This window comes from Serratia sp. SM04, assembly GCF_040280225.1.
In the GTDB taxonomy this organism is placed as follows: Bacteria; Pseudomonadota; Gammaproteobacteria; order Enterobacterales; family Enterobacteriaceae; genus Serratia; species Serratia sarumanii.
Genome location: NZ_JBEOQT010000002.1, coordinates 206,263 through 218,176, shown reverse-complemented (window position 1 = coordinate 218,176; position 11,914 = coordinate 206,263). Strand labels below are relative to the sequence as shown.

10 protein-coding genes are annotated in these 11,914 nt (G+C 41.0%); all 10 read left to right on the top strand.

The window, feature by feature from the left end; all coding sequences use genetic code 11:
- Positions 1-2 precede the first annotated feature (2 nt).
- The 10 genes from ABTW55_RS03995 (at position 3) to ABTW55_RS03950 (ending at position 11,830) form a co-directional block, all read left to right on the top strand.
- The gene (locus tag ABTW55_RS03995; protein ID WP_072008443.1) at positions 3-437 is read left to right on the top strand and encodes a protein tyrosine phosphatase; all 435 of its coding nucleotides are present in this window, start codon (positions 3-5) and stop codon (positions 435-437) included.
- A 12-nt stretch (positions 438-449) separates the two neighbouring features.
- Complete coding sequence (gene wzc / locus ABTW55_RS03990; RefSeq protein WP_033654955.1) at positions 450-2,603, top strand: tyrosine-protein kinase Wzc; 2,154 nt, start codon at positions 450-452, stop codon at positions 2,601-2,603.
- A gap of 99 nt (positions 2,604-2,702) precedes the next feature.
- Positions 2,703-3,392: a cytidylyltransferase domain-containing protein gene (locus ABTW55_RS03985; RefSeq protein WP_033637742.1), complete on the top strand. Its 690-nt coding sequence runs from the start codon at positions 2,703-2,705 to the stop codon at positions 3,390-3,392.
- Positions 3,393-3,395: 3 nt separating this feature from the next.
- Complete coding sequence (locus ABTW55_RS03980) at positions 3,396-5,636, top strand: N-acetylneuraminate synthase family protein (RefSeq protein ID WP_033637743.1); 2,241 nt, start codon at positions 3,396-3,398, stop codon at positions 5,634-5,636.
- Positions 5,637-6,875 (top strand): oligosaccharide flippase family protein, encoded by a 1,239-nt coding sequence (locus ABTW55_RS03975; RefSeq protein WP_060419878.1) that lies wholly within the window; start codon positions 5,637-5,639, stop codon positions 6,873-6,875.
- Complete coding sequence (locus ABTW55_RS03970) at positions 6,872-7,378, top strand: DapH/DapD/GlmU-related protein (RefSeq protein WP_072008442.1); 507 nt, start codon at positions 6,872-6,874, stop codon at positions 7,376-7,378. The genes ABTW55_RS03975 and ABTW55_RS03970 overlap by 4 nt, the downstream gene beginning before the upstream one ends.
- Before the next feature lie 52 nt (positions 7,379-7,430).
- Positions 7,431-8,447 carry a polysialyltransferase family glycosyltransferase gene (locus tag ABTW55_RS03965; protein WP_060419875.1) on the top strand — a complete coding sequence of 339 codons (1,017 nt, stop codon included), beginning with the start codon at positions 7,431-7,433 and terminating at the stop codon, positions 8,445-8,447.
- A gap of 31 nt (positions 8,448-8,478) precedes the next feature.
- Positions 8,479-9,609: a glycosyltransferase family 4 protein gene (locus ABTW55_RS03960; RefSeq protein ID WP_033654952.1), complete on the top strand. Its 1,131-nt coding sequence runs from the start codon at positions 8,479-8,481 to the stop codon at positions 9,607-9,609.
- A gap of 55 nt (positions 9,610-9,664) precedes the next feature.
- The gene (locus ABTW55_RS03955) at positions 9,665-10,717 is read left to right on the top strand and encodes a glycosyltransferase family 1 protein (protein ID WP_033654951.1); all 1,053 of its coding nucleotides are present in this window, start codon (positions 9,665-9,667) and stop codon (positions 10,715-10,717) included.
- An 18-nt stretch (positions 10,718-10,735) separates the two neighbouring features.
- The gene (locus tag ABTW55_RS03950) at positions 10,736-11,830 is read left to right on the top strand and encodes a glycosyltransferase (RefSeq protein ID WP_080431145.1); all 1,095 of its coding nucleotides are present in this window, start codon (positions 10,736-10,738) and stop codon (positions 11,828-11,830) included.
- Positions 11,831-11,914 lie beyond the last annotated feature (84 nt).

Here is an 11,914-nt window from a genome sequence, read left to right as displayed (position 1 = left end):
GTATGTTTGATTCCATTTTGGTAGTTTGTGTAGGCAACATCTGCCGTTCACCGACGGCCGAGGCTTTGCTTAAAAAACTGTGTCCGGCTAAAAATATTGCCTCCGCAGGTATACATGCTTTAGCTGGGCACAGTGCTGATAATCAAGCGGCACTGATAGCCAGTAAGAACGGTATTTCTCTTGAGGGTCATGTGGCACGGCAGCTTACAAAGAGTATGTGTCAAGAATATTCTCTCATTCTTGTAATGGAAAGGGGGCATGTAGATGCTGTATGTAGGCTCATTCCTGAAGTAAGAGGGAAGACAATGCTTTTTGCACACTGGCAAGGGCAAAAAGATATTCCTGATCCTTACAGGAAAAGTCCTGAGGCATTTGAATATGCCTACAATTTGCTTGCAGAATCAGCTCAGAAATGGGCTGATGCTTTAAACCGTTGAATAGAGAACAACATGACTAACAACAGTAAAGCTGGCCAGCTTCCAGCTAGCCAAAGCAATGATGAGATAGATTTAGCCAGATTGATTAGCATCCTTTTTGATCATCGCTGGTTGATTTTAGGGTTCACAACGTTTTTTTGTGTGTTGGGGCTCCTATATAGTCTTTTTGCCACTCCAATATATAGAGCCGACGCATTAATTCAGGTGGAAAGGAGCGATGGTAATTCGCTTGTTAATGACCTGACTCAAATGCTTCCTGATGCACAGCCTGCGTCGTCAACCGAAATCGAGCTGATAACTTCACGGATGATTTTGGGTAAAACGGTAAGTGATCTGCATCTAGATACGATCGCGAATCAGAAATATTTTCCTATATTCGGACGCGGTTGGGCTAGACTGATGGGAGAAGAACCTGGGCAGATCGCATTATCGCGGTTAAATGTACCACCTGAGCTATCTGATGCTAATCTCGAATTGACAGTAGTCGATAAAGAAAACTATATCATTTCAAAGAATGGTGATTTTTTATTTAAAGGACAAGTGGGACAGTTGGCGTCAGGTGATAATATATCTCTACTTGTCAGTGGAATAGAGTCCGCACCAGGAGTTGTTTTTGAAATTGAAAAATTGTCAAAACTGTCCGCAACATTAAACCTTTTAGATAATCTGACAGTTGAGGATAAAGGAAAAGACACAGGTGTTTTATCTATAAGTTATAATGGTGATGATCCTGTTCAAATTAAAAAAATTGTAGATAGCATAAGCCGTAATTATCTTGAGCAAAACGTAGAAAGAAAATCAGAAGAAGCCGCTCGTAGTTTGGCATTTCTGAAAGATCAATTGCCATTAGTCAGAGAGTCTTTAAATTCTGCGGAGGATAAGCTTAATAGTTTTCGCCAAAAGAATGATTCTGTCGATTTATCTTTAGAGGCAAAATCTGTTCTTGATACAATCGTTGGTGTGGAAGCTCAATTAAATGAGCTTACTTTCAAAGAGGCTGAAATATCCAAGCTTTATACGAAAGAGCACCCAGCATATCGAGCATTAATGGAGAAACGCTCGACATTGCAGCAAGAAAAAGATAAGTTGAATAAACGTGTTAGCAAGATGCCTCAAACCCAGCAGGAAATACTTCGTTTAACACGAGATGTTGATGCTGGGAAAGAAATCTATATGCAATTGTTGAATAAACAGCAAGAGCTCTCGATCACTAAAGCCAGTACCGTTGGTAACGTCCGCATTATTGACTCTGCTGAGGCTGCCCCTAAACCGGTAAAACCGAGAAAAGTGCTAATCATAATTATTGCTACTTTATTTGGCGGTGTGCTTTCAGTTGTTGTAGTAGTCTTGAAAAATATGCTTCACAGAGGGATAGAAAGTCCTGAGGAACTTGAACAGCAAGGCATTAATGTGTATGCGAGTATTCCTCTCTCTGAATGGCAACAGAAGAAAGATAGCTCTATCCTTAATAAAGGACAAAGAAAGAATCAAGCTAATGTTGACTCGTTGCTTGCTGTAGGCAACCCAGCAGACCTTGCTATTGAGGCTGTACGTAGTCTACGTACCAGCCTGCATTTTGCGATGATTGAAGCTAAAAATAATGTGCTGATGATATGTGGCGCTAGCCCGAATATCGGTAAGACGTTTGTAAGTTTAAACTTAGCCGCTGTTGTTTCACAGGCTGGGCAAAAAGTCCTCCTTATAGATGCTGATATGCGTAAAGGGTATGCGCATAGCCTGTTAGGTTGTGAGTTAGGTATGGGGCTATCAGATTTCTTATCCGGTCAAACGTCTGTCGAGAGCGTAATTAAAAAGACAGAGTTGTCTAGTCTAGACTTTATTTCCCGGGGTAAAGTCCCACCAAACCCATCTGAGCTATTGATGCATAAACGGTTAACCGATCTCTTAACATGGGCAAGCGAACACTATGACATAGTGCTTGTTGATACGCCGCCTATCCTTGCGGTTACGGATGCAGCTATTGTTGGGCGAAACATAGGCACAACATTACTTGTTGCGCGTCATGGTATAAATTCATTGAAAGAAATTGAAGTGAGTATTCGTCGTTTCGAACAGAATGGTACCGAGATTAAAGGTGTTATTCTTAATGCCGTTGAAAATAAATCCGGTGACGCTTACGGCTACTACGCTTACGAGTATAAGTAATTTTTTCCTCTCTTAAAGTAATAAAGCTCCTCGATATCTCGATATAGAGGGGCTTTTAGTTCAATAAAGAATTAATAATACAGGATATTTGGAGAAAAAATGAGTAATCTTGCAATTATTCCGGCAAGGGGTGGGTCGAAAGGTATTCCCAAAAAAAACATTAAAGAAATTGCAGGTAAACCATTAATCGCTTGGAGCATAGAGCAGGCATTAAATTCTTCGAGTATTGATCGTGTTATTGTTTCTACAGATTGTGAAGATATCGCTGCCGTAGCCAGAGAATATGGCGCGGAAGTCCCGTTCATGCGTCCGGCCCATCTGGCGAACGATACCGCTGCGACTGAGCCCGCGCTTTTGCATACGCTGGAGTGGTTGGCTGAACATGAGAGTTACCACCCTGAGTATACCGTCCTGTTGCAGGCTACTTCTCCTGTTCGCAAAGATGATGCGATTGATTCTGCAATCAGAAAGATTATTGAAAAGAAAGCCGATTCACTGCTGAGCGTATGTGAGTTTTGGCATTTCTTGTGGGAAAATGAAGATAATCCGAAAGCCTATTACGACTACTTAAACCGTCCGCGTCGGCAAGATATTAAGCCTGAAAATATCAAACTTAAAGAAAATGGTTCAATTTACGTTACGAAAAGCGAAATTCTCCTCAGTACCGGTAATCGTCTTGGTGGCAAAGTTGTAGCGCATAAGATGTCGGAAGAGGAAAGCTTTGAAATTGACACCATGCTGGACTGGGCGGTTGTTGAAGTAATTTTGAAAAATTGGAGTGGGAGATAATTTATGTTAATTCAGAAAAAAATATCTGACTTTTTAGTGTTTGAAACCGAATCAATCATTAAAGCCTTAGAAAAAATCAACTCGAATAAAAAACGCATTATTTTTGTTGTCACCGAAGACGGCAAGCTGTGCGGTTCTTTCTCAGACGGTGATTTCCGTCGTTGGATCACTAACGGCGACTTCGATCTGAGCCGCGAAATGTCGGAAGTGATGAATCAGAACGTCCGCTATAAAAAAGTGGATGCGCCACGCAATGAGATTGAATCGCTGTTTTCGAATGGCGTTGACGTTCTGCCGCTGGTTGATGATTATCGTCGTTTGGTCGCCGTTGCGCTGCAAAGCGAAAAAGGCCTGACGATTGGCAAACACACTATCACGGAAACCTCGCCGACTTACATTATTGCTGAAATTGGCAACAACCATAATGGCGATATTAAGCTGGCTAAGCATCTGGTTGACCTGGCGGTTGACGCGGGCGCCGATTGCGTCAAGTTCCAAATGCGCGATCTGAGCTCTTTGTATAAGGGCGGCAACGATAAAGACAAATCCGCCGATCTTGGCGCACAGTACACGCTGGATCTGCTGAGAAAATTCCAGCTCAGCAATGAAGAACTGATTGAAGTGTTCGATTATTGCAAGGAGAAGGGGCTGACCCCGCTGTGTACCCCTTGGGATCTGAAGAGCCTGGAAGTGTTGGAAAACTACGGCATGGAAGGTTATAAGGTCGCTTCCGCTGACTTCACTAACCACGAAATGTTGGCCGCGTTGGCCGCTACGGGCAAACCGCTGATTTGTTCTACCGGTATGTGCAGCGAAGCAGAAATCAAAAGCTCGGTAGACTTCTTGAAATCGAAAGGTGCCGAGTTTGTGATCCTGCATTGCAACTCTACGTATCCGACGCCGTTCAAAGACGTCAACCTGGCCTATATCAAACGTCTGCAGCAGGTGACGGGCTGCTTGGTCGGCTATTCTGGCCATGAGCGTGGCATTTCAGTGCCGATCGCCGTGACCGCGCTGGGCGCAAGAGTAATCGAAAAACACTTCACCATCGACAAATCCATGGAAGGCAACGACCACAAGGTGTCGTTGTTACCCCCTGAGTTCAAAGAGATGGTCGTACGTATCCGCGAAGTTGAAGAGTCCATGGGCAACGCCGGCGAACGTACTATCACCCAAGGGGAAATGATCAACCGCGAAACTCTGGCAAAAAGTTTGATTATCAATCGCGATCTGAAAAAAGGTGAAATCATCACTCGCGAGATGGTTGAAGTGAAGAGTCCGGGGCAGGGTCTGCAGCCTCTTTATCTGGAGCAATTGGTCGGTAAGAAAGCCAATCGTGACCACGAAAAAGGCGGGTATTTCTATGAGTCGGATCTAAATGATGTGGCGATAGAAGCCAAGGACTATGATTTCAATCGTCCGTTCGGCATTCCAGTGCGCTACCACGATTATGGCAAGTTGAAGAATAAATCCAATCTGGACTTCGTCGAGTTCCATCTGAGCTATCAGGATATGGAACTCGATTTGACAGAATTCTTCTCCGGCGCTGAAAATATCGGTTTTGCGGTACATAGCCCCGAGCTGTTTGCCAACGATCATATTTTGGATCTGGCGACGGATGATCCCGTTTATCTTGCTCATTCGATCAAACAGCTGCAGCGTGTCTGCGATGTGACTCGCGCGTTGAAGCAATATTTCCCGAAAACTGAGCGTCCGGTCATCGTGGTGAATGCAGGCGGTTTCAATACCACCGGTTTCTTGCCAAAAGAATCACGCCAGGCGATGTACGAACGCATTGGCGCCGCTCTGGGTGAAATCAATCAAGAAGGCGTTGAAATCATCATCCAGACGATGCCTCCGTTCCCATGGCACTTTGGTGGTCAAAGCTACCATAACCTGTTTGTCGATCCGGACGAGATTAAAGCGTTCTGTGAGAAATACGGCTACCGCATCTGCTATGACACGTCGCATTCCATGATGGCTTGTAATTACTACCAATGGGATCTTCATGAGTTTACCCAGAAGGTCGGCCCTTACACCGCACATATGCATATTGTTGATGCTTTGGGAGTGGATGGTGAAGGGGTACAGATCGGTAAAGGCGATGTGAACTTTGACGAGCTGGCTGATGATCTGCGTCGTCATGCGCCGGGAGCGCAGTTTATTCCTGAAGTGTGGCAGGGGCACAAAAACCAAGGGGAAGGGTTCTGGCATGCGCTTAACTTCCTGGAAAAGTATCTGTAAATGAGTAAAGCCATTATGGGGGCTGCGGCCTTGTCGGTAGGGGACATTCTCGGCAAGGTCATCGGCTTCATCATATTGCCTTATTTGACAGCACACCTAGGCGCGTCGGGGTACGGCGCGCTGACTCTTTATTTGTCCGTTATTCAGATCTTGATCATTTTCATTTCGTTCAGTGGTCAAGGTCTGTTGCCGGTCAAATACATGCAGGAGGGGGAAGGGAGCTCCCTGGTGTTCCGCAGAGATAACATCGCCTTGGCTTTCGCGTCGAGCGCGCTACTGGTGGCTATATTCTACATTGTCACACTGGTCACCAAGATCTCTGTTTCTTTCAGCGACGGTTTTCTGGTTGTTTTGGCATCTCTGGCGCAGGCGCTGAACTTTATCAATTTATCGCATTTGCGCATTAGTCAGACCTATAAAGTTGCCGCTATCGGCCAATTTTTGCTTTCCGCATTCAACGTTTTATTCACTATCGCTCTTTATGAAATGATAGCGTCGACGCCAGGACAACGTTTGATAGCGATCGCGGCATCATTTTTCAGCATTCAGCTGGCCTACGAGTTCTTTGTTTACAGAAAAATAGCGGTTGAACGCAGCGTGCTCCAACCGTTGCGTAAGCGTTATAAGGAAATCATTAGCTACGGGGTATCCCTATTGCCACATCATGGCAGTTATTGGATTAAATCCTCGGTGGATAGATTCTTCATAGCGCATTACATGAGTACGGCGGTAGTCGGGGTTTATGGCTTGGCGTTTCAGCTAACCTCTATCGTTATGCTCTTTTTCGGCGTAATCAACCAGGCGTTCCAACCTTTCATTTATCGCAAGCTTAAAGCGAACGATTTTAGAGGGGTCGAGCTCATTCAATATGGTTACACAGCTCTGGTTATCGTTTCGTGCATTATTTACTTCTTTATTTTGCCATTTGCTTTCCCGTATCTGTTTAATGCTGAGTTCAATCGCGCCATTTATTACTTCAACATTCTTTTGCCTGGAACTGCATTTTTATCGATTTATTATATTTTTACGCACTCACTGTTTTACTATCGTAAAAATAAATTAATCTCAATTATTACCATGGGCTCGATGATAACGCATTTGATTGGTATATTTGTCATCACCATGACAGAAATCAAAGTTGAGTATTTCTGCCTGGTTTATGCAATTTCTAGTTTTTATGCGTGTGCAGTGACTTTTTATTGTGGCAAGCGACAGATCAGTATTGAGAGGAAAAGATGATAGCAAGTCTTAAACGATGGTTGCGAAACTTACGTAAGCAGCGTTATCGTTCAAAAGTTATCAGAATGGCTGAAAGATGTGGTCAAGATCCGAAAATTAACTTTTTAACTATCGTTAATAATAAAACCCGACTTGGTGATAACTTTAACTCCAATGGTTTGACGGTGGTTGGAAAGGGCGGTGTTACTATCGGCGATAATTTTCACTGTGGTTTTGGTTGTGTATTGATCACAGAAAATCATAATCATCATGGGAATGCGATTCCCTACGATAACACTTATGTGATTAAGGATACGCATATCGGGGATAATGTTTGGCTTGGGATCAATGTGATTGTTCTGCCCGGGGTTACAATTGGTGAGGGTGCAATCATACAGGCAGGTAGCGTCGTAATTAAGCATGTTCCGGCGTTTGCTATTGCTGGAGGACATCCGGCAAAAGTGTTTTCTCAACGAGATGTTGAACATTATATAAAGTTGCGTGATGAGAAAAAATTCCACTGATATATCTGAAGGCTTTAAATAACAATTGAATGAGTGCTATGGTGAAATAATTATGGATACTTATATTGCGTATATCGAATCGCCATTGCAGGCGTTTAATTTAATAGAGTTTTTGGATGTTAAAAAAATAAGTCTGGAGATCTTGATCATCAATAAAAAAACAGAAAATTCTGCGCTTAATTATAATCAGATCATGAACATAGTGGATATGATTAAGTACAAGAAATTGGTTGTTATTGATGTTGAAGGAACTCTAAAAAACTCATTAAAGATCAAAAGTGCTCTTAAAGGGATTGGTGGTGGAGGAATAAATAAAAACAGAGTCACTCTTATTGCGGGCGAATATCGTGCGCGCGTTTTCTGGATGCTAGCCGGAAAATTTAAAAAAAGAAGCATTGTTCTTCTTGATGATGGGACGGCGACGCTCAGAATAAATCGAGAGGAGGGAATTAGTCCGCGAAAAATTATTAAGTCTTTATTCTTGAAATCCATTGGCATGGTTAACAATGAGTTCGAAAAAATCACATTTTTTTCCGTATATAACATTGGGGAAAAAGTCAAAAAGAGTGATACCGTCATAAGGCACTGTTACGAAAATTATAAAAAAAAGCTAGCAAGCTTACCCAGTGACAATAATAAAGTGTTCATTATTGGGGCGCCGCTTTTTGAGGCAGGAGTAACATCGGTTGATGATATTCAATTAACATTAAATATGATAAAAGACTTATTGAAATCAAAACCTGAATCTGTTTTTTATTATGTGCCACATCGCAGAGAAAGGACTGAAAAAATAAAAATAATATCAGAGCTTGTTAAAGTTAAAAGATTAGATTTTCCTTTCGAAGTATATCCTTTAATGGAAAAAGAAAACGTGTCTTCCATTGCTGGATTTTACTCTTCTTTATACGACAATTTGATCATGATCTATGGGGATAAGATAAAAATAACGTCTTACGTAATCAATGAGGCTAATTTATCGCCAGAGTGGAAATCTTTTGTCGGCTGTATATACGATAATTATTCGCGATATAATAATGCCAATATTGAACTGATTAACAAGGTGCTTTGATTAAACACTTCCACGCTTAAATAGGTAGGCTATGAAAATTGTCATGATCAATACACTTTATGCTCCTTATAAAGTCGGTGGTGCTGAAGTTTCTGTTCAACTGCTGGCAGAGGAGTTAATCAGTAATGGTCACGATGTGACTGTCTTTTGTTTGCACAATCATAGTGAGATGTTAGAAGAGACACTAAATGGTGTTCGCATTTTTTATTTCCCTCTAAAAAATATTTACTGGCCATTCGCTAATGGTAGGAAAGGGCGATTGAAGAAGCTTGTATGGCATCTCATTGACATGTACAACCCCTGGATGATGTCACTTGTTGGTAAAGAGTTGGCAAGGATAAAACCCGATGTTGTACATACAAATAACTTAAGTGGCTTTTCAGTTTCTGTTTGGAAAGCAGCTAAAAAAGAAAACATAAAAATAGTCCATACAACGCGAGATTACTATCTTTTTCATCCTAATAGTACATTGTTTAAGTCGGGAAATAATATTGATGTTAATAGTATTGGTGTAAAGCTTCTTTCTGCTGTGAAAAAAAATTGCAGCAGAAATGTTGATTGTTTTGTAGGTATCAGTGAGTATATCTCTAAACTTCATAAGTCAAATAAATTTGGCATTAGCGCTGCTCATGCATATATCTATAATCCTATTTCACATATTGATTTTAAAAAAGATGATAGTGGTCATGAAAATGTACGAGTGGGCTTCATTGGACGATTGACTAGAGATAAAGGGTTTGATGATTATTGTTTGTTAGCTGAAAAATATAGAAATACAAAAGGTATCGATTTCTATGCTGCAGGGCGCTTCGGTAATGATATGGAAGGTAACGAATTGGAGATGTTAGCATCTGCCAGTAATATAAAGACGATGGGTTTTATTAAGGTAGAAGATTTTATGGCATCGGTCGATGTTGTTGTTCTGCCTAACAAATGGAATGAACCATTTGGGCGGGCAGTTGCTGAGTCTGCCAATGCAGGGAAAATTGTTTATACTAATTTTACTGCTGGGGTTGCGGAAATAGCTAAATTTTATCAAAATATATACCCCATTCAAGACTTTAATATTGACTATCTTATGACGCATCCTACATTTGATATAAATCCGGTGCGGGACTTTGATATAAAACATATTGCAGAAAAATATACCGAGCTATATTGATGTTAGCTTTTATATTAAAATGTCTCCCTATAATGATTAATAATTGGTGCCGTTAATGATTTATATTAATGCAAGATTTCTTACGCAAGATATGACGGGCGTGCAACGTTTTGCAGAACAGATATCTCGAAGTTTGAATGGAATCAGAAACGATATTGTTTTCCTCGTTCCTGACGAGAAATTTAAGATTGAGATTGATCCGTCTTTTGAAATCAAGGTGATTGGAAAAAAATATGGTCATTTGTGGGAACAAATCGATCTCCCTAAATATCTCAAAAGTATTGGCTCTCCGCCGTTACTTAACCTGTGCAGTACTGCTCCCTTATTCTATAGGAATCAAATAGTCACACATCACGATATCACCTACAAAAGATATCCTGAGAGCTTTTCTAGACAGTTCCGTTATATTTACAACTTGATTATTCCAATCATGCTAAAAAATAGCAGAAAAATTATTACGGTCAGTGAGTTTTCTAAAGGTGAGATAGCCAAAGCTTTCAATGTTGAAAAAGAAAAAATATCAGTGGTTTATAATGCGTCATCTGCAAATTTTAAATCGATTGACTCAGGTAAACAAGAAAAATACCTTCTTGCCGTATCCTCCCCTAATTACCATAAAAATTTTCATGGCATGTTAAAAGCCTTTGCCATGTTAGACGATAAAATTGAAATTAAATTAAAGATTATTGGTCGTTCTGCTGATAACTTCAATAAGCAGATGTATGCGAATGCCGAGAATACTAATTCAAATATAGAATTTTTGGGGCGCGTCGATGATCTGGAACTTGTTAAATTATACCAGAATGCAACAGCATTTGTTTTCCCATCTTTCTATGAAGGGTTTGGGATCCCTCCTCTTGAGGCTCAATCTTGCGGGTGTCCAGTTATAGCGTCTTCCTCCGCGTCGATTCCTGAGGTTTTGGGGACGAGTGCTTTGTATTTTGATCCTTACAAAATTGATGAAATCGCTAAAGCAATGGAAACTATCATTGGCAATGATACAGTCCGCGAGGAGCTCATAAGACTGGGTTTTGAAAACACACGTCGCTTCTCATGGGAGAAATCGGCACAAGCAGTTAATAAAATAATATCACAATATTTAGAATAAATATTATTGGGAGTTTTGATGAGAGTTCTTCATGCGGCAGAAACAATCAAAGGGGGAGTGGCTACGGTCCTTCGTCAGTTAGCCAAAAGTCAGATTGCTGATATAGGGCAGGACAAAATCTGTTGCTTAGTTCCTGCCGATCAGGTTTCAGAATTATATGGTGTCGACTCGAGGTCGATAAAACCTTTTCCTCGACTAGGGCGTGGGATTCGAGGTTTTCTACAGTTTTTCTTTATATTTACGGGGGTTGTATTAAAGCATCGACCAGAGGTGGTTCATTTACATAGTAGTTTTGCTGGTGCTTTAGGGCGATTGTCATTAATTTTATTATGGCCAATTTATCGGCCAAAAGTAATATATTGCCCGCATGCTTTCGCATTTATGATGACTGTATCTCGTTTTAAATCACGTATATATACCGTCATCGAAAAAGCATTGCTTCCTATAACTGATGTTGTTATTTGTGTCAGCCATTGTGAAAAAAAAATGGCTGTTGATGCAGGGCTTAATGAAAATAAATTGGTCGTCGTTCATAATGGCGTTCCGAGTAATAAAAATTACGTCAAAAAAGTCAATTCCCCTGAGGGTAATGAGCTTATTCAGCTGCTTTTTGTTGGCCGCTTCGACTACCAAAAAGGTTTTGATATTTTATCCAAAGCTATGCACCAATTAGAAGGTAAAGCATTCCATTTGACAGTTGTCGGCGACTTTGTGCTTGAAAATGAGAATGATAATATTCAAGATCTACCGCAGACGACGTATGCCGGCTGGTTATCCGCTGAACAATTGGCACCACATTTCTGTCGTGCTGATGTATTGCTAATACCAAGTCGATGGGAAGGTTTTGCAATGGTTCCGTTAGAAGCAATGAGCTATGGATTACCTATTTTAGCGAGTAACTGTAGTTCTTTCCCGGAGGTTGTTGAAGATCGCATAAATGGCCGGCTATTTTCTCCTGAGCAAACGGAGGAGCTATGTCATATACTCGAAAGTACATCAAGAGAGGAGTGGCAGAGAATGGGGAATGCCGCAATAGAGACGTTCAGTAAGAAATTTACCGCGGACAAGATGATTGAGGCAACTAAAAAATTATACCTTGATCTTGGTGCATGATATTTAAAGTGCAACAAAGATATTTTTTCTGGAATAGGAGAGTTGAACGCGATTCTCCTGATATATAATGTATTCTTCTGTTTT

What these genes read in the sequence shown, in the direction of transcription:
- ABTW55_RS03980 (WP_033637743.1), top strand. Translation starts at nt 3,396, where the DNA reads ATGTTAATTCAGAAAAAAATATCTGACTTTTTAGTGTTTGAAACCGAA.
- ABTW55_RS03995 (WP_072008443.1), top strand. Translation starts at nt 3, where the DNA reads ATGTTTGATTCCATTTTGGTAGTTTGTGTAGGCAACATCTGCCGTTCA.
- ABTW55_RS03970 (WP_072008442.1), top strand. Translation starts at nt 6,872, where the DNA reads ATGATAGCAAGTCTTAAACGATGGTTGCGAAACTTACGTAAGCAGCGT.
- ABTW55_RS03960 (WP_033654952.1), top strand. Translation starts at nt 8,479, where the DNA reads ATGAAAATTGTCATGATCAATACACTTTATGCTCCTTATAAAGTCGGT.
- ABTW55_RS03950 (WP_080431145.1), top strand. Translation starts at nt 10,736, where the DNA reads ATGAGAGTTCTTCATGCGGCAGAAACAATCAAAGGGGGAGTGGCTACG.
- ABTW55_RS03975 (WP_060419878.1), top strand. Translation starts at nt 5,637, where the DNA reads ATGAGTAAAGCCATTATGGGGGCTGCGGCCTTGTCGGTAGGGGACATT.
- ABTW55_RS03965 (WP_060419875.1), top strand. Translation starts at nt 7,431, where the DNA reads ATGGATACTTATATTGCGTATATCGAATCGCCATTGCAGGCGTTTAAT.
- ABTW55_RS03955 (WP_033654951.1), top strand. Translation starts at nt 9,665, where the DNA reads ATGATTTATATTAATGCAAGATTTCTTACGCAAGATATGACGGGCGTG.
- wzc (WP_033654955.1), top strand. Translation starts at nt 450, where the DNA reads ATGACTAACAACAGTAAAGCTGGCCAGCTTCCAGCTAGCCAAAGCAAT.
- ABTW55_RS03985 (WP_033637742.1), top strand. Translation starts at nt 2,703, where the DNA reads ATGAGTAATCTTGCAATTATTCCGGCAAGGGGTGGGTCGAAAGGTATT.